The following is a 19,913-nucleotide window of genomic DNA, read 5'->3' on the forward strand; positions in this document are numbered from 1 at the left end:
AAAAAATTAATTGACAACAAGTCTTTTAAATTTTGATCTGTTCTCTTTGTCTTTAATCCTTACTAGGTATATCCCAGAAGAAGCATGAGACATATCAAGGTTATAATAATAACCGATTTCATTTTCTTTATCCAGTTTATGGTGTAACAGACGCTGACCGCTTAGATTAAAAATATCCATTTCTAATTGATCGTGTACGGTATCAGATTCAAACTTGATATCGAATTGATTATTATCTCTGTAAATAATTTTCAGATCATTATCTGGATCAAGGTTTTCTTCAACACTAAGTGTTCTTAGTGAACAAAAACTTAGAGACCAACCTACAAGTTGACCTCCATCCAAACCAAAACTATCTTCTACAGAAAGTGTCCAGGTTCCCAAAGTAGATTTTCCTGCTAAATCTGATAGAGGAGTTTCTGGTCTGAAAGATCCTGTAAATGGGCCTCTTCCATCTGATATAGGAACAGAAGCAATGTCCAGAAAAGTAGTGTTTGTAAAATTATCAGTATCTTCTCCTCGAGACGAACTTAAAGATACCTCGGTATTATCTGGTGCTATTAGTTTTATGATTAGATCCGATGTAAAGGCATGTTCTATAGTAAACTGAACCAATAGCTGAGATATAGGCTCGTCTAGAGTTGATTCAATTTCTGAGGTAATGGTGGTACTAGTATTAGGAGCACTGATAGTGACAGGGGTATCATTGGTCAGGTTATTACACGACAAATTATCAACTTCCTTTGAAAATGTGTTATTAGAAGCTACAGAGTCGTTTGTCAATAAGGTAGAGCCTTCTATTGTATATCTTTGTTCACCAGATAAATTTGCAGCCTGAGTAAATGTATAATCCAGACTTTCTCTCGATGGTAATGGACCTGCAACAGTTTCAGTTATTGGTACTCCTCCATCCAGTGTATAAGAGACATCAAAATTTGATTGTTCTACTCCTCCAAAATTATAAATTCTCAGGGTTACTTCCTCATTTCCTAAATTTTGACCACTTTCAGGTGAGATGATTTTTTCTATACCTATTTCATTAGGGAAAAGACTTTGTGTGGATATAGAATACGTATCATTTTCGGCTCTCTCATCAGATGTAAGATCAGTAGAAATTTTGATTTCAAAATTTTGATTTTCTGTGGATAGATCCACAGTTTGTGCAAAACTAAAATCTGCACTCTGATTCGGCATAATGGTTCCTGTAAAAGTTTCGGTGACAGGAGTATCGCCATTAATACTATAACTTACCTCAAAATTTGATACATCTGTCGTTCCCAGATTGTAGATGGTGGTGGTAATCGTTTCTGTAGCAGAATATAATCCCAGAGGCGGGATATTAACGGCAACAGGTGCAACGTCACTGGTAAGGTCAGATTTTAATTGAAAAACTCCTGCTACCGCAGCTCTTTTGCCCCCTGCATTAACATAGTCGTTAACAAACCAGAATCTAGTATCTGTTAGTGGGTCTATATCAATTTTTGAATAATCCCCATATCTCGGACTTCCAGTTACATTTCCTCCTCCTGTTGCAATTAGAGTCTCGTCGATAGTCATAGTCCCAGCAGGATCATTTGCAAATCTACCTGCATAATACGAACTGAGAACTGTATTCGTTGTTCCTCCCATACCGGTATATCCTAGAGCTATGTTTCCGTCACCATCCATAATCATACTCCCGTTCCAGGCGTGTTTACCATCAGGAGAAGTGTATGTCCCTTCCTGAAAAATTGTCCAGGGTTGTCCGTCTCCAGATTGACGGAGCTCAAACCATCTGATACCAGCTACTTCCTCTGTACCACCCTCAGTATCCACCACAAAATTAAAAACTGCAGAGTTGTGTGTAGGGAATTTTCTAAATTGAGCCTGATTCATAATCGCCGATTGTATAGCATCTATATCGATCCCATCATTAGGTTGTGTTAAATTGTCAAATGAGCCACCATCAAAAACAGAAATAAAATCTGTAGTTACAAGCTCTGTCGGTTCAGAAATAGTCGAAGAATCTGGGTTACTAAAATTAACATTAGCGATCCATATTTTAAGGTGATCCTCTGTTACGCCACGCCACGCATCGTCTTGTAGATAAACTATAGGTGTATTACCAGGTGCCGGTAAATTACTGCTACTTACATTAAAAGCCTGTGGGCTATAAAAATTGGTTGTTGAGATTCCTGGTAATGGAAAACTTATTAGTGTCGCAGTGTCTTCTCCTGCCAGCATTGCTTCTCTATCCAATATAAAGATAGAATCGCTGGTCCCTAGAGATGGACCATTATTAGCATTTGCAGTCATGTAATATCCATCTGACCACACTGATAATTTTTGATAGTCTTGAATATTCTGAAAAGAATATACGGACCAGGCATCATTTATTGGGTCTGGCCCCTGAGATACAGCAACTTCTACATGACCATCACCAGAAAACAAAATAGACATTACCCACCTGTCCGCCGCATTGTCGTAGGAAATAGTAAGATCACAGCAGCTATTTGGAGAAAAGAGTTCCTCTGGTGACATTGCATCGGTTAATGCATTACCACTCTTATCAAATACTCTCCATGCGGTGTTATAGACACCTACCATATGCTTAGGTCCTACTGCCAGGGATGGATCTATCGGCCCTTGTCGATCTCGTTCAAAAGTATCAAATACAAAAGATGGTGGAGTCCCCGGAACTTTACCGGTCAATTTGTGAGGTGATTTTGCTAATGTATCATCTCCTGTTGATCCCTTCCCGATGATTATTTTGTTTGCGTATGAACGCCCATCTTTAATTTCTCCACTTATTTTTTTAACTGGAATTAAATTTGATTTAGAAGCCAATGGCGTAACAACTCTCATCGATATGGATTGCTCTATACGATTTGGTTTTGTTTGGGCATACGTACTAATGCTAAGACAAAATAGCAATTGAAGTACTAAAAAAAAAAATTTGCGCATAATAGTTTTTTGTGTAATTAATATCATGTTTTTATATTCTATAAACAGGCAACCTGATAATATCCCTACTTCAATCAAGCTATTATTTAAAAAATTAACTAAATATACAATCAAGTAAACTACTTTGCCGCCCTGAGGTGTACGACAAATTTCCTTTTATGTTGTTTTTTAGTCGAATGATAAACCATAGTATCTTGGTGATATGAGAGTTTTTTTAGGATACAATTGTTTCTGTTATGATAAGTATTCAGTACCCATTATATCCAATGGATTATACCAATCTCAAATGAAATTATCCACTGAAATCATTTCTTTTTGGTGAGAAGAATTGCCAAAAGCTTCAATTTGATAGACAAATAATCTAGAGGTATAAAATAATCCTGCAAATCAGGTGATGACAAAAATAAGGTGCAGGGCTTCTATGTAATCGTAATAGTCAGTCATTATTTTTCCTAAAAGGATGTCTTTACCCTATAAAGTCATATAAAATTAAGCACTGAACAACAAAATTAGAAATTTTATGTTACAGTAAAAGAATAACTACAACAGAATGGGTTTTAAAAGTGCTCATTTGTTGAAAGTTATGATTCAAATTAACTATATTTTTTTAAAGAATTTTTTACTAGTATCGCTATATTGTCGTTTGTTTAGATGCTTGTATGTGCATAAAAAGCCTTAAAACTTAAAATAATGATTTATAACGTATTTAGAATTGAAATGATAAAAATAAGAAAGCTATTATTTGGTGTAATTTGTATCACGTTTGTTGCTTCTGGTCAAGTATCTAAAAGCAGTGCAACATTACGTTTAGAGCAGTATGATCAAAGTGGTAATTGTAATGTTACAATACCATCCAATCCAGCATGGGATATTACCTTTGATCGGTTTAATTTAGAGGGTGATTTAGCCCCTAATGTGACTTATACCAGACGAGATCCTAGTTCCGTTTTAAAGGTAGACGGGAAGTACTACGTTTGGTATTCTTATAGTCTAACAGATGCTCCTGGTAAAAATGCTCCCTGGGATTTAAATGATCTCTATTATGCCAGTTCTTCTGATGGAAATTATTGGGAAGAACACGGATCTGCTGTAGAAAGAGGTCCCGTAGGATCATACGATCATCGCTCTGTTTTTACTACAGAGGTCTTTTATCACGATGGTATTTTTTATTTGGTTTATCAGGCAGCTGCTGATCTGCGAGGCATTTATAGCAAAAATACTATTGGGATGGCACATGCTACCTCTCCTCATGGTCCCTGGACAAAATTAGAAAACCCTATTTTAGAACCTACGGTTAGTAATACTACTGTTTTTGATGAAAATGCCGTACATGATCCATGTCTAATTTATTTTAAAGATAAATTCTATCTCTATTATAAAGGAGAAAGTTCTGAAACCCCCATTTGCGGTGTTGGAGTTTGGGGTCTTAATAAACAAGTAAAATGGGGAGTAGCAATTTCTGATAATCCAACAGGTCCATTTGTGAAGTCCGAATACAATCCGATTACCAATACTGGACATGAAGTATGTGTTTGGAAATCAGGTGAAGGAATTGCTATCATGCTCCATCAGGATGGACCTGAGTTTGGAACCCTTCAGTATGCAGAGGATGGAGTGAATTTTGAAATCAAAGGAAAAGTAAATGAATTTGTTTTGATGGATTCTAGTTCCGATTATCCCGAAGCTGCCGGGCTTTATCGACCTGTAAGTGAAGAGGTTTCTCCAGTTTCTGGCGTGTCCTGGGGACTTTGTCACATATTGACAAGAGAACAAGGTAAATTCTGGATGTATTTAAAGAGATTTGAAAATACAAACAAAGAATTAATTGTAAATGATTCAGATAATGAAGGTATTGTAACAGGCTCACTGTCAGTTACTGATCTAAATGATGATAGCCAATTATACCTATATCCGAATCCTGTTAAGGATGTTATGAATATAAAGTTTAATAAACCAGCAACGTACCTTCTTGAGGTTATCTCTTTAACCGGGGCTATAGTACAAAAAGAAGTTTATGATACGACTGTAGTAAATACTATGAATCTTTCTCAGGTAAAAGATGGTTTTTATATTCTGCGGTTAACCAATAAGAACAACAACAATCAAAGTTATTATGAGAGTTTTGTAAAGAAAAGTAGTGAATAATATTCTTGAAAGCAGAAGAAGACCATAATTAGAATCCGCTGTGCACGTAGGCATTTTTGTGATAATATTCGTCAGTTAGTGTATCGATAATGGCTTTTTTAACATAATTATTTCTAAATGTATAATAGGTGATAGTAAATCTAATTTGTTTGCATTTTGAAGATGAATCAAACAGTTTGAAATTCCTTTATGACTTAATAACACTGTCAGAATAAACTATATTAATTACGCAGAGAGAATACCAAGACTTTATGGCAACTTCTATAGAAAAAATGAAATCATACTCCATTTATTCTAATTTCACTTCTCTACTTAAAAACATTGCATAGAACTCATTTTGACTTTTTCTATTTTGGTTAAAAATAAAAGTTAAGATGAGTTCATAGAGTATGCTACTATTCTACAAAAAGATACTTAAGTTTCAAAGTATTGAATTCTGTATTAAAACTTTTTATTTCTTCCGAAATTAGTTTGTCAAACGCCTGTAATTGTTCGTTAATCTGTTTTGTCAATTCATTTTTTACAGCGATATCTTGTGCTGTTGGATCAAAATCACCCATGCCTACCAAAGAATTTAGATGTCCCAGTTTATTTGTTAGTTTTATTGGAAAATTCAAAGGATCCTGACCACTTTTGTTTTTAGTTTGATATAATGCCTGTTCGATGGCATCAAACTTCTTTTGTAATTCCGAAGCCTTTTTTACCAGGGCAGTCGTAGTTTCATTGTCTTTGTATTGTTTCTCAAAAGACGTTAATTGATCATTAATTTTTCTGATTTTTTTGATAGATTGATGCGCTCTATCGACTGTTTTATTTACGCTTGTAATAAAATCAAATTGTGACTGCATTTGCTGTTGTGTCGCTTCAGCTCTGGGATCTGCAACAATAGTAAAGGTTTGGGAGGTAACTTTGTTATTTACATTCAGAGTTACTTTATAATCTCCAGGAACTGCTTTTGGTCCGTTTAGGTTTGCCCACCATAGGATCATTCCTTTTAGTTTTTCTGCACCATTTCCCCGCAAGTTCCAGTTAAACTGATTGGCGCCTTTTTTTAATTCTTTTAACTGATCCTTTTCCTCTTTAGCATTTGTACTGAATGACTTTATTGTATCTCCTTTTAGATTAAAATATGTCAACGATACCGTATCTTTCTTCTTATCATAATTTTTTAGATTAAAATAAGTGATGACTCCATTAGGATGATTGGTGCCTTCAGTTTTAGAATCTTTCCGACTTTCTCCAGCCATTCTATAGGAGTTTTTGGGCTTAAACAATACATTTTCCTGATTTTTTGTAGTACTATTTAATTGGTGTAATACAGTAAGATCATCAATAATCCACAAGCTTCTTCCCTGAGTAGCAACAATCAAGTTATTATCTTTTATCGTCATATCGGTAATCGGTACAATAGGAAGATTTAGCTGAAAAGATGTCCAATTTTCTCCATTATCAAAAGAAATATACATTCCTGTTTCAGTACCAGCATATAACAATCCTTGTCGTTTTGGATCAGCCCGTAATACTCTGGTAAAATGCTCATTTTTTATTCCTGTAACTATTTTTGTCCATGATTTTCCGTAATCTGTAGTTTTATAAAGGTATGGAGCAAAATCACCAGATTTATAGCGAGTTCCGGCTATGTAACAGGTACCTTCATCAAAAGGACTTGGTTCTATACTATTAATCATCATCCAGGCCGGCATCCCTTTTGGAGTGACATTACTCCAGTTTTTTCCTTCGTCCTGACTTATGTGGATGAGTCCATCATCACTACCTGTCCATAGTAATCCTTCTTTCAGAGAGCTTTCTGCTGCTGCAAAAATCGTACAGTAGTATTCTACAGAAGTATTATCTTGAGTAATCGGCCCTCCCGAAGATTTTAGCTTCTCAGGATCATTTCTGGTGAGATCAGGACTAATAACCTCCCAGCTTTGCCCTTCATTTTCAGTTACATGAACGTGATTAGAAAAAGTATATAATCTATTAGGATTATGTTTAGAAAATAAAATAGGGAAATTCCACTGAAAACGATACTTCATATCCTCTGCTCCGTGTCCCATTGGATTATCAGGCCATACACTAATGGATCGGATGGCTTCTGTTTTATGATTAAACCTTGTCAAAAACCCATCATAACTTCCACCATATACAATATCATTATCCTTAGGGTCCACTGCAATATGAGCAGATTCTCCACCGGCTGTACGCTCCCAATCATTTTCTGATATAGAAGAGCCGGTACTTCTGTGATTAATTCGTATAGTAGAATTGTCTTGTTGTGCTGCATAAATTCTGTAAGGAAAGTGATTATCTGTAGTAACTCTGTAAAACTGTGAAGTAGGTTGATTGTGATAGGTGCTCCAGGTTTCCCCTCCATCATAAGTGATCTGTGCACCTCCGTCATCACCCATGATCATACGTTTTGGATTTTCTGGAGCAATCCATAGATCGTGATGATCTCCATGAGGCGCTCTAAAACTACCGAAATTTTTTCCTCCATCCTTACTTTTATGATAGGATACATTGACTACATATACAACATCTTTATCCGTTGGATCTGCATAAATCCGACTGTAATACCAAGCTCGTTGGCGTAGACTGCGATCACTATTGATATGTTTCCAGGTTTCTCCACCATCTTCACTGCGATAGATACCTCCTTTTTCTTTGTTTTCGACAATTGCCCAAACTCTTTCACTATCCGCAGGAGAAATGGTTACTCCTATAATACCTAGTGTATCTTTGGCAAACCCTTTGTTTTTAGAAATTTCTTTCCAGTTAGTACCGCTGTCTGTACTTTTCCATAAGGCAGAGCCATTTCCTCCAGAACTTAGGTTGTAAGGAGTTCTTCTGGCATTCCAGGTAGAGGCATACAATATTCTTGGATTATTAGGATCTACCGTTAGATCCACTGCGCCTGCATCCTGATTGGCAAATAGTACTTTTTTCCAGGTTTCTCCCCCATCAATACTTTTATAGACTCCACGATCCTGGGTCGGTTTGTAGATATTTCCCAACACGCCTGCATAAACTATATTAGGATCTGTAGGATGGATTACAATTCTAGGGATATGTCTGCTTTTAGGGAGACCAGATTGCGTCCAGGTTTTTCCGGCATCTACGCTTTTCCATACCCCATAACCAGAAGATACATTACCTCGCAGTGTTTTTTCTCCCCCACCAACATATATGACATTGGGATCACTTTTGGATACAGAAATAGCACCAATAGATCCGCCAAAGAAACCATCAGAAATATTCTCCCAGCTACGTCCCCCATCAGTAGTTTTCCATACCCCACCGCCAGTAGCACCAAAATAGAATAAATTGGGTTGATCAGGGACTCCGGTCACCGCAGCACTACGACCCCCGCGAAACGGGCCAATAAGTCGATATTCTAAGGCATCATATAATTCTGATGAATAAGATTGCGACCTAATAGAAGAAAAAGAACCAAGTAAAAAAATGACAATACCAATTACTTTAATGAATTGTGCGTACATGTTTGTTGAGTTTATAATTAATCCTAAATACATAAAAGAATACGAAGACTGTAGATTTGATGGCGTACTAAAGTCTATAAATAATTGGTATTGCAAAAGATTTTCACTTAATTTTAACCTTGATGTATACAAGATCATCCTTATTTTTAAGGAATGGTACAGCAAGGGTTTATATTAGTGCTTAGTTGTTTGGGTTTAGCGCAAGCTCTCTTTTTATGTTTTTATTTATTCACGCTTAAAAAAGGAAATAGACAGGCGAATAGATTTTTAGCTTTGGTATTACTTGGGTTAACAATCCGTATTGGTAAATCCGTATTTAATAATTACGTGGTTTTAGACCCGTTGTATCGCAATCTTGGTATTTCGGGAATTTTAATATCAGGCCCTTTTTTATGGTTTTATGGCAAAGTACTTCTACAAAAAGAAAATCATTTCTCAAAATGGAACTATGCACATCTGATACCATTTATAGTATTTGTTTTGTGTAGTAAATTTATTCCTAATAATAAGAATTTTGAGTCATATTTGAGTTATGGATTAGTCGTATTTCATTTAGCGATTTATTTAATTTTATCCTGGATTTATATTGTTAAAATGCTAAAACAAGCAAATCCGAGGTTATTAAAATGGTATCGTGCTATAGTTATAGGAGCATGTCTTATATGGTGTTTCTATCTTAGTAATTTTGTTGGATTTATACCCTTTTATATTGGCGGAGCTATTTTGTACTCTATATTAGTTTATGGATTTTCTTATCTGCTTCTAAAAAGACATGTTTTTGCCTTAGAAAAATATAGTAATTCTGCCATAGATCGGAGTACTTCAAAAAAAATAGTATTACAAATTAAGAATATGTTTGCCGATGAAGAAATATTTCTGGATGCAGGTATTTCATTACAAAGAGTAGCAGAAAAATTACAGATATCTTCACGCGAACTCTCACAAGTTATTAATGAAAATGAACAAAAGAACTTTTCTGAATTTGTGAATCATTACCGAATTAAAAAAGCAAAAAGATTATTGATTGATCCAAAATATATCAATGAAAAAATTGCGACGATCGCTTATGACTGTGGTTTTGGTAATGTGACATCATTTAATCTTGCTTTTAAAGCAGAAACAACAACAACACCTTCTCAGTATAGAAACAAATATAAGGTTGTTGAGTTCAAATAATACTCTTTTTCGTTTTAAAGATCATGTTTTTTAAAGGATATTGACCTGTCATTCCTGAATTTGTGCTCAAATCCTAAAATCAAAAAACATGAGCAAAGTAATTCTCTTTTTAGTTTGGAGTATACTGATAAGCTGTAATAAATCCGAAAAGAGTATCCAGCCTATATCAAAAACAAAAGCAATTAAGGAAGTTATCATCGATAGTCTAATACGATTTTTTTAATCACAAATCGTATTAGAGTATAATTAATCATTGTGTTGGATTATTGTTTTCTTTATCCAGCGGTTTTTTTGGTAGTCTTTTAGCTTCTTTTAAGCTTTTATTTATAATCCATTCGATCTGACCATTAACGCTACGAAACTCATCATCTGCCCATTTTTCTATTTGTTTAAAAACATCAGGGTCTATTCGAATTACAAATGATTTTCTTTTACTCACATGTTAGGAATTTAGAGTTCCAGCATTTACCACTGGGACTGCCTCTTTATCACCACACAAAACTACCAATAAATTACTAACCATAGAGGCCTTTTTATCATCATCAAAGTCAATAATATTCTCCGTAGATAACGTATTCAATGCATCCTCTACCATACCAACAGCGCCTTCAACTATTTTTTTTCTGGCGGCTACTATGGCAACTGCTTGCTGTCTTTTTAGCATCGAACTCGCGATTTCCGGTGCATATGCCAAATAACCAATTCTGGCTTCCATAACTTTTATCCCAGCAATAGCCAAACGTTCAGTGATTTCATTTTCCAAAGCTTCGTTTACTTCATCCATCCCAGATCTTAAAGTAAATTCTGCCTGCTCATCATCAAAATTATCGTAAGGGTAAGATCCTGCAAGTTTCCGAACAGCAGCATCAGTTTGTACTTTTACAAATTCTTCATAATTATCAACATCAAAAGCAGATTTATAAGTATCAGCAACTTGCCAAACTAAGATTACATTGATCATAATGGGATTTCCAATTTTGTCATTCACCTTTACCCGCTCACTATCAAAATTTCTGGCTCTTAATGAAATTTTCTGTTTGGTAAAAAAAGGATTAGCCCAAAAGAATCCATTTTCACGAATAGTTCCTTTATAAGCACCAAATAATACTAATACTTTGGAACTATTCGGATTAACGATAAAAAAGCCTTTGATTATTAGTATTATGAGTAGTCCAAGGATTAAGAAAAATGGATTCTTAACCAGTACTAAACCTATAACCATACTAATAATTGTGACTGCTAATATAAGAAGCATTAAATAGCCATTAGTACCTTTAATTTTAATTTCTTTTTTCATTATGATATTATTTTGATATCACAATAATACTAATTTAGCTTCACTATTAAAAATTATGAGCATATTTTATGAATAAAAAAGTGCTAACAATTTATAATCCTTTGGGATGCAAATGAAACATAACGCTATAGATGTTAAATAGAATGCATCCCCACCATTTTCTGCGGTTAATTCTAAAAACAGAGGAGGTAAACACTAGCTAAGAATACATCAATAATGCTGGGGAACGCAAGAATGACGAGTAAAAATGGATAAGCAATACTCAAGAACCCATAAACAACATAAATAAATCAGGCTAATTCATTTCTTAGATGAATTACCGTAAACTGAATTAAATTATAGGGTTACCCATTTAAGTCTCAAAGTACTGAAAATGAAATATAAATTTAGGATCTATATTTTTACAAATAGACTTTATAACGCAAGTGTAAATAGAGTCCAACACAATATCATTAATAAATTAATGCGACGTAACTGGGTAACCCTATTAAATTATATGTTAATTCAGGCGAGAAAGAAAATTCAGAGATAGCACTGCTATTGATACTTTTTATTTTGAAGTGTAAAACAAAAAGGAATGATTTCAATAGTTAATATCATTTGATAGTATAATAACGCCAAATCATAATGATGTACATTCAGTTCCTTTTATAAATAGTAATTTTATATACGAACTGAAATAAGATCACCTGGAGATTACAATCCAGATGATCTGTATATGATGATTAATCTTCTTTGACAAACTGCTTGATATAAGTATTGTAGGGCGTAGTAACTTTTAGAATATAAGTACCCGAAGCCAGTTTTTCTACATCAATAGTTTTAGAAAATGTGCCAGAAGTTATTTTTTTACCTAATACATCACTAATAGCATATTGGTTAATTCCAGCATCAGGAAGAATAATAGTTAACTCATGCTCTGCAGGAACCGGATAAATTCGCATAGAATTCTCTTTAGAAGAAGTTTTAATCAATTGATTTGCAATCGACGATCCGCCTATGGTTACAGTGTAATCTTCGACTTCTCCATAATTAAAACTTCCGCAAGCGGCAGGAATGGCATTATATCTCATAGCAACTCGCATTCTGGTATTTCCTTCAATAGCACCAGAAGGTATCGTAAAACTGCCACTAACAGGTGTTGTTCGCGAAGCAGATTTTGACCATACTTGCTCACCGGAATCCGTAAAATCACCATCCTGGTTATAATCAATCCATACACTATACCCTTCTCTATAGATAGTTCCGGTCCAGGTTGGAGTTATGGTAATAGTATGGGCAACTCCTTTTGATAAAGAGGTAATGACAGCAGTAAAATCACTATATCCTGCATTTTCTGCAGTCGAGGTATTATTAATGTCACCTAGCAGTACATTACTGATATATTCATCAGATACATTATTAGAGCTGGCATTACAATAAGTTACCGTTGTAGCAGTAGTTGTGATAGTAATAGTATTACTAAAATCAGAGGTATTTCCTGCGGCATCCTTTGCTTTTATCTTAAATGGATATGAAGTATTAGCTGTTAACCCACTCATAGTAGCAGTAGTTCCTGTAACAGAGGTAACCAAACTATTACTTTGATAAATGTCATATCCAACAACACCAGTATTATCAGTTGCAGCATTCCAGGATAATGCTACAGAAGAGGAAGTGATATTCGAGGCTGCCAATCCGGTTGGAGCAGTAGGAGCAGTAGTATCACTTCCGCCATTATAAGTAAGAGTAATATTTCTTGAATACTCCCAGGAACCATTATTGATAGTCAATGTCATCGGGATTATAGTTCCCAAAGGGATATTTGTACTTAATTGAAAATCGATACTCCCTGTATCCGTATCTAGAAATACCAAAGTATCGTATTGTTTCGCTGCGCCTACAGAGGCTACATATGATGAGGTAGATGATAAACTCACGGTCCAGTTAGATTGATTAAGGCTAAAACGTTTTATAGAAAAATCTATAGCACCAGTATTGGCAGTAATAGTTTGATTAGTATTGACAGGAGTTACTTGTGCGTATTTAGCAATCATTCTGGTGATTTTAATATTAAGTGGAAAAGCATCATTACATAAAGGGATGATTCTGCTTGAAGCTGGCCAAAATCCATCACTGGAAGCTCCTACTTCTGGTGTTAAGGATAACATTTTAGGCTTAGAGGACTGCTCTCCATACATCCAGTCATCAGAGCTTCCTGTAGCCGTATAACCCACAGTTTGGTTTGGAGTTCCCACTGCATATGAATTTTCCTCCGTCATATAAGCACCCATTGTTTCGAATGTACTCTGATCAGGAGTAAATGTATTAGCACTGTATCCCCAGGGATGAATTAATAAATTACTGAATGAATGGTAATTAAGTGCGGCAATAAACTCATGTTGATTTGTAAAATCACGGATGGCTTGTGTTTCTAATTCTGAAAACCCTGCGGTTCCCTGATATACATCACTACTTGTATTATTAGAAGCTCCTCCCCAGCGATATCCATAATTACGATTTAGATCTACGCCAAAAGTGCCATTGCCATTATTGCGCCTGTTTTTTCTCCAGAAACCTCCTCCATTGGGGTTTGTTTGCTGGTTATAGATATATCCATCGGGATTGATTACAGGAATAAAATATAGTTCAGTATTATCGACAAGTGTTTTTATTTCTTCATCAGAATTATAATTTTCTAATAAATACCACATATAAAACAAATTTTGTGAGAGCCCCATAGGTTCTCTGGCATGGTGTATAGAAGTGAAAAGCATTTCATTTTCATTCTCATCTATATCAGCGTTATCACTTATTTTAACCATATAGATAGACCTGCCTTCTGCTGTGGTTCCAATAGAAGATTTGGCTGTGATCAATTCTGGATAGAGTTGCCTCATTTTATCTATAGTAGCAATGGCTTCATCAAACTTATGAAAACCTCCCATGCTTCCCAGTTCAAAATTAGTTGGTGTAGGAACAGCCTGTACCATATTTACTTTTGCATTCTTCCTGTCGATTTTCTTATTTATGCGATGAATTTTCTTTTGCAGATTTCGAATATTAATTTTGAATTTAATATTGTTTTTTTTTAATAAAGTAAGATCGTGTTGAGAAATTTCTGCAGTAACTTTTCCTTTTTCATAGTGAAAATGATCTACCTCAAGCCCTTTATCTTTTAGTGTTTGTAACTGATCTTTTTCAAGGTCTATTGTCACTCGGTGATATTTTTCTTGAGCATTAATAATGAATGTGTTGCAAAAAAATAAAACAGTCACGAGTAGTGCTAACCACCTTTTTGTAGTTGTTGGTTTTGTGTTCATAATAAGTTTGGTTTTAAGAGAATAATAATAATATTGGCAGCTGTCTATATAGATTAGATAATTATATAAATTTTAATGAATATCCTTATATTTACATAATAAGTTATGCTATGAGGTACAACTATTTACCAGATATAAAGTTACAATAAAATATAATACTGAGTAACGTTAAAATACAAATTGGATGCATCAGTATTGTAATTAAGAAAGCTGATTCTTAGCAGTATTGATTAGAAAAAGAAGCCTTTTTTCTTAGTCAGATTGGGTTAGGTAGCATTAGAGATCATCAACGTTTTTCTTACTTCCCTGTTTAAAAAATACCCTGTCAGCACTGTAGAGAGTACATCAGCAATAGGGAATGCAATCCATACACCAAGAACTCCCAGGAAAGGAGGGAGAATTAGAATCAAAGGGATTAAAAAGAAACCTTGTTTAGTAAGGCTTAATAGCAATGCAGGTGTTGCCTTTCCTATAGATTGAAAATAAGCAGATCCAATAAGTTGAATAATAATAACAGGTGTCGCCAGAAAAACAAGACGTAATGCCGAGGGAGTACGTTTCAGTATTTCGGTATTATCAGCCAGTGTTTGGGCATCCAATGATTCTTTATTACTTATAAAGAGTGAGACGAAGCTTTCAGGGAATATCATTATAATAGTAAAAATACAGATCGCTAAGATTCCGCCATATTTAATAGAGGTATTAATCGTTTCTCGCACTCGCTGATATTTTTCGGCACCATAATTATATCCTGCAATTGGCATAAAACCCTGATTGATACCAATTACCGGAAACAAAGCAAACATTAACATCCTGCTGATAATCCCATAGATGGCTACATCCAATGCATCTCCATATCCAATGAGTACATTGTTTAATAAAACAGAAAGCACTGCAATAGTTCCTTGTCTTGCAAGAGTAACAAAACTTAATCCGCTTATTTCACGCACAATAGTAGGACTAAGTTTAAAACTTTCAAAAGTAAGCTTGAGTTCACTTTTAGTGATAAAGAACCAGACAATAAACCCAAAACAGATAGCATAACTAATAAATGTTGCCCAGGCAGCACCTTCCATCCCATATCCCATTACGTTAATAAGTATATAGTCCATAAAAATATTACCAATAGCGGGTAATATCATAGCTACCATTGCAAATTTTGGCTGACCTTCGGCTCTAATAATATTATTGCCCATCATAATCATGGCGAGCATAACGATTCCATAGAGTACGATTCGATAATAGGTAAGTGCGTATTCTTTAAAAGAATCATCTGCTCCAAAAAAATCGATAAGATAATTCTGGAAGAGCAATCCTAAAATGGCTAGAAATCCTGAGATTAAAAAAGTTAATGTTGTTTGATTACCAAAAACACGTAACGCCTTATTTTGATCTCCCGCACCCAAAGCTCTTGATAGAACAGAGGTGCCGCCAATGCCTATTGCCAGACCGATGGCACCAATAAAAAAAGTTATCGGAATAACCACAGTAATTGCAGAAATTGCTAAGGGACCGATCCATCTCCCCAGAAATATAGTGTCTACAATCATATTTAATGACATGACAAGGATTCCTATAGATGCTGGAACAGCTTGTTGTACTAGAAGTTTTCCTATAGGTTGAGTGCCTAAGGCCTCTAAGTTAACTTTAGCCATTACGCCAAGGTAGTTTTAACAGAAACCCATTCTTGTATCCAGGTTCCTATGACATCTGCCCAATCATCCCGATCATTTATACAGGGAACGGTAGTAAATTCCTCTCCACCTACTTCATGAAATATCTCTTCACCTTCCATAGCAATCTCTTCCAGCGTCTCCAGACAATCAGAAACAAATGCCGGGGTGACTATTGCCATTTTTTTAATACCTTCTTTACCCATTCTTTCGATAGTACGATCTGTATAGGGTTGTAACCACGGATCAAAACCCAGTCTGGATTGAAAAGAGGTAGAGTACGTACCTTCTTTTAGATTTAATTTTTCTGCAACCTGTCGTGTGGTTTCATAACACTGATGGCGATAACAAAATTCATGAGCTGGAGTAGAAGCCGCTTTACAACAAGAACCATCAATTTTGCAATGAGATTTTGTTACATCACTTTTGCGGATATGTCTTTCGGGAACTCCGTGATATGAAAATAATAAATGATCATAATCAAGATCATTGATTTTTTCATCAATACTTCGTGATAATACTTCTATATATTCAGGATTCTTATAAAAAGCAGGAATATCAGTAAGTGTCATATTCGGGAAATATTCCTTTCTCAATTCTTCAGCTAATACCAGAATGGTTTCTGTAGTTGCCATAGCAAATTGTGGATACAAAGGGATAATTAGTACTTCATCTACACCTTTATCATGTAATTCCTGTAATCCTTTCTTGATATTCATGGTTCCATAACGCATGGCAAGAGCAACAGGAATAGAGGTGCGCTCTGACACTTTTTTTTGTAATCTTTCAGAAAGTACAATTAATGGCGAACCTTCATCCCACCATATTTTTTGATAAGCAGCAGCAGATTTTTTAGGTCTTGTATTAAGGATAATCCCCTTTACCAAAAGTATTCTTGCCCATAAAGGTACATCAATCACTCTGGGATCCATCAAAAATTCACCAAGATATCTCTTAACATCTTTAGGATCCGTACTGTCTGGTGATCCTAAGTTGACAAGAAGTACACCTTTACTCATAACTTTTCTTTTTTTTTCAGAAGGTAAAAATACAAACTATTATATGGATTGATCTTAAAAATATAATAAGACTGAATGATACTAGTATTAGTAAATATAATACGTATTCCATTCTTTTTTGACCATAATGGTGACACGATAAATATTTTGGATAGAAAATGAGTTTGATTACTTTTGAAAAAATATCAACTCAAAAGCACATATCACAATGCTCAAACTTGTCAAAAACACTATCAAAGATATAGAAGAAAACGATAAATTATCTACTACAGAAATAGAAAAGGCAAAATCCATTTTTGAGAAATATGAGCACGTAATACTATCTCAGGGAAAAGAAAAGATTACACTACAAATGGCGTATGAGAATGATGAGAAAATTATAGTGCAGCTCTTGGTGGATTATAATGATGGCTTGCTTGCCAAAATAAATGGAAGTTATGCAGATTGGGAAATCAATACGCTTGTCGCGTTATATGTTGTATCGTATGAATTTGAAGAAAAGGAACTTTCAGAAGGTATAAAATATACTCGGGATGGCATGAAGAAACGCGTATTGGGAGAACGCATGGATAAGGCAAAAAAGGCTAGTATAAAGTAAAACTGGCCAATAATCTTTAGGGCGAACATACACTAATAAACGAAAAAGGAAAAACATATAAAGTTACACTTTGGGATTTCAACAAGAAAACAGGATATATCAATAATATAGATTGGAAAACCAATAAATTAGGGGCAACAAAGCATATAATGTATTTGTATAACTACATGGAAGAGAATCCCAAAAAGATAAAAAAACTGGATAAAAAATATCCATTTATAGAGATACATACAGACCCCCTGAATGACTATAAAATATCCTGGTTTTTTCCAGAAAAATTAGACAAAGATGAAGAGTCATTGCTGACGTCTTATTTTGGAGAAAATAATTCAATTGATGATAACCAGATTTCTTCATTTTTTTCTTTTGTACATAAATCCAGAGATTTTCAGCGGATAAAAATTAGAGAAGAGGTTTTTGAAAAGATTGAAACTTATTTCGAGAATAATGAACTTGAGCAAATAGAGCAACAAACTACGTTAGATTTTTCTGTTATAAACGCTACATTGTATCCATATCAAAAAGAAGGTATTTTGTTTTCGGTCTTTAAAAAAGGAGTCATCATCGCAGATGAAATGGGACTGGGAAAAACGATACAAGCTATTGCAACGGCTATTCTTAAAAAAGAGGATTTTAATGTCAAAAGAACGTTGGTAATATGTCCTGCTTCTGTAAAACACCAATGGAAGAATGAGGTTTTAAAATTTTCTAATGAAAAAGCTGCTGTAATAGAAGGTAATCCAGAAAACAGGAACAATTTATATATAAACGATGATAGCTTTTTTCATATTATAAATTATGAAACTGTCTTGCGGGATTTATCTTTTATAAATAAGGCTGACTATGATTTTGTAATACTGGATGAAGCACAAAAAATAAAAAATTATGAAACCCAAACAGCGAATGCTGTAAAAAGAATCCAAAAAAAACACGGATTGGTCATTACAGGTACACCACTAGAAAACAAACTACTGGATTTGTACTCTATAGTTCAGTTTTTAGACCAGCAGTTCCTATCACCACAATAGGAGTTTTCATATCAGCATTGTATTTTTGACGTTACATATAAAAATAAGATTGCGGGATATTACAATCTTCAAAATTTAAAAAAACGATTGAATCCTATCCTATTAAGAAGAGAGAAACAAGAAGTTTTTGAGCAATTACCCAATGTGAGTCAGAAAAATGTATATGTATACCTTTCTGATGAACAGGCAAACTTACATGCCAGTTTTGCAAGGGGTATTGCCTCTATATTAGGGAAAAAATTTAAGACCACTTATGACTGGCAGAAACTAATGCATTTACTTACGAATATGCGTATGGTTTGTGATTTTAGTTATTTAGTCGACAAAGAGACCTATCATTCTCCCAAATTAATATAGCTTAGAGATATATTAATAGAGAAACTAGCAATAAAAAGGTCTAAAAGAAAAATAATTATTTTTTCTGAGTGGGTCACCATGCTAAAATTAATAGGAGATATGTTAAAAAAAGAAGGTATTACCTATACAATGCTCTCTGGAAAAGTACCTGTAAAAAAACGTGGAGCCTTAATAAAAGAGTTTGAGGAGAATCCAGCATGCAGCGTTTTTCTTTCTAGCGAATCGGGTGGTGCGGGACTAAATCTCCAGGAGGCAGATACCGTAATTAATTTTGAGCTACCACGGAATCCTGCCAAAAAAAATCAACGTATTGGTAGAATCGATAGAATCGGACAACAAAAACAGAAATTACATATGTTTAATTTATTGTCTTATCAATCTATTGAAATAAAAATAGCTACTGGATTATTATTAAAACAAAATCTGTTTGAAGGTGTTCTGAGTTCAGGCAATTTAACAGACGAAGTTGATTTTTCTGAGAAAGGGAAATCACAATTTATCAAACAGCTAGAAGAAGTAATAAAGGATAATGATTTTGCTACAATACAAGAAGAAGATACATTCATAAGCGAAAATCCCGAAGAGACTGTTTTACAAGAAATTGTTAATGAAAATGTAGCATCAAATATCACGGATAACAGTATAGAAAAAGAAATAAATTCAACACCAAAAATTGAAAAGAAAGAAGTGAATTTCCAGCAAATGGAAGAAGTAATGACAAAAGAAATGGAGTTTTTGACAGGTATTTAGGGGACCTCTATTAATTGGTTTTTAAAAATATTCTATATCTATTCTGCTATATTTTTACTTTCAAAAATGATCGTTATTTTTTCATTTCAACTCGATTTTGTGTAAGTTATTGTTTTATAGCT

General features: G+C 34.5%; 11 protein-coding genes and 2 pseudogenes. 5 read left to right on the top strand and 8 right to left on the bottom strand.

Translation table 11 applies throughout. From position 1 onward, the window contains the following. Nucleotides 1-6: 6 nt before the first annotated feature. Together F0000_RS08500 and F0000_RS28240 are read right to left on the bottom strand one after the other, a co-directional pair. Nucleotides 7-2,943 (bottom strand): proprotein convertase P-domain-containing protein, encoded by a 2,937-nt coding sequence (locus F0000_RS08500; RefSeq protein ID WP_188112057.1) that lies wholly within the window; start codon nucleotides 2,941-2,943, stop codon nucleotides 7-9. Nucleotides 2,944-3,252: 309 nt separating this feature from the next. Beyond that, nucleotides 3,253-3,387: pseudogene (locus F0000_RS28240) on the bottom strand (CopD family protein); the annotation flags it as partial. A 246-nt stretch (nucleotides 3,388-3,633) separates the two neighbouring features. Here F0000_RS28240 and F0000_RS08510 point away from each other — a divergent pair. After that, nucleotides 3,634-5,088: a family 43 glycosylhydrolase gene (locus F0000_RS08510; RefSeq protein ID WP_149624290.1), complete on the top strand. Its 1,455-nt coding sequence runs from the start codon at nucleotides 3,634-3,636 to the stop codon at nucleotides 5,086-5,088. 395 nt (nucleotides 5,089-5,483) lie between these two features. Here the strand turns inward: F0000_RS08510 and F0000_RS08515 are convergent, their stop codons facing one another. Continuing rightward, entirely contained in the window at nucleotides 5,484-8,591 is a 3,108-nt protein-coding gene (locus F0000_RS08515; protein WP_149624291.1) for an exo-alpha-sialidase, read from the bottom strand. Nucleotides 8,592-8,744: 153 nt separating this feature from the next. Between F0000_RS08515 and F0000_RS08520 the strand changes: the two genes are divergently transcribed. Continuing rightward, complete coding sequence (locus F0000_RS08520) at nucleotides 8,745-9,767, top strand: AraC family transcriptional regulator (protein ID WP_149624292.1); 1,023 nt, start codon at nucleotides 8,745-8,747, stop codon at nucleotides 9,765-9,767. Nucleotides 9,768-10,017: 250 nt separating this feature from the next. Here F0000_RS08520 and F0000_RS08525 read toward each other — a convergent pair whose 3' ends face one another. The 5 genes from F0000_RS08525 to hemH all read right to left on the bottom strand — a co-directional run bounded on the left by F0000_RS08525 (nucleotide 10,018) and on the right by hemH (nucleotide 17,058). After that, on the bottom strand, nucleotides 10,018-10,206 hold the full coding sequence (locus F0000_RS08525; RefSeq protein ID WP_149624293.1) for an Arc family DNA-binding protein: 189 nt from the start codon (nucleotides 10,204-10,206) through the stop codon (nucleotides 10,018-10,020). Nucleotides 10,207-10,209: 3 nt separating this feature from the next. After that, the gene (locus F0000_RS08530; protein WP_149624294.1) at nucleotides 10,210-11,064 is read right to left on the bottom strand and encodes an SPFH domain-containing protein; all 855 of its coding nucleotides are present in this window, start codon (nucleotides 11,062-11,064) and stop codon (nucleotides 10,210-10,212) included. A gap of 725 nt (nucleotides 11,065-11,789) precedes the next feature. Continuing rightward, nucleotides 11,790-14,366, bottom strand: a complete 2,577-nt coding sequence (locus F0000_RS08535; RefSeq protein WP_149624295.1) for a M14 family zinc carboxypeptidase — start codon at nucleotides 14,364-14,366, stop codon at nucleotides 11,790-11,792. A gap of 266 nt (nucleotides 14,367-14,632) precedes the next feature. Further along, on the bottom strand, nucleotides 14,633-16,021 hold the full coding sequence (locus tag F0000_RS08540; protein ID WP_149624296.1) for an MATE family efflux transporter: 1,389 nt from the start codon (nucleotides 16,019-16,021) through the stop codon (nucleotides 14,633-14,635). After that, nucleotides 16,021-17,058 (bottom strand): ferrochelatase, encoded by a 1,038-nt coding sequence (hemH, locus tag F0000_RS08545; RefSeq protein ID WP_149624297.1) that lies wholly within the window; start codon nucleotides 17,056-17,058, stop codon nucleotides 16,021-16,023. The genes F0000_RS08540 and hemH overlap by 1 nt, the downstream gene beginning before the upstream one ends. A gap of 208 nt (nucleotides 17,059-17,266) precedes the next feature. Here hemH and F0000_RS08550 point away from each other — a divergent pair, with 208 nt between their 5' ends. The 3 genes and pseudogenes from F0000_RS08550 to F0000_RS08565 all read left to right on the top strand — a co-directional run bounded on the left by F0000_RS08550 (nucleotide 17,267) and on the right by F0000_RS08565 (nucleotide 19,791). Continuing rightward, entirely contained in the window at nucleotides 17,267-17,656 is a 390-nt protein-coding gene (locus F0000_RS08550) for a hypothetical protein (RefSeq protein WP_149624298.1), read from the top strand. A 167-nt stretch (nucleotides 17,657-17,823) separates the two neighbouring features. Further along, nucleotides 17,824-19,041, top strand: a pseudogene (locus F0000_RS08555) (DEAD/DEAH box helicase). A 15-nt stretch (nucleotides 19,042-19,056) separates the two neighbouring features. After that, nucleotides 19,057-19,791 carry a C-terminal helicase domain-containing protein gene (locus F0000_RS08565; protein WP_255452677.1) on the top strand — a complete coding sequence of 245 codons (735 nt, stop codon included), beginning with the start codon at nucleotides 19,057-19,059 and terminating at the stop codon, nucleotides 19,789-19,791. The last annotated feature ends 122 nt before the right edge of the window (nucleotides 19,792-19,913 follow it).

The sequence above is a fragment of the Aquimarina sp. RZ0 genome, from assembly GCF_008370685.1.
Taxonomy (GTDB): Bacteria; Bacteroidota; Bacteroidia; order Flavobacteriales; family Flavobacteriaceae; genus Aquimarina.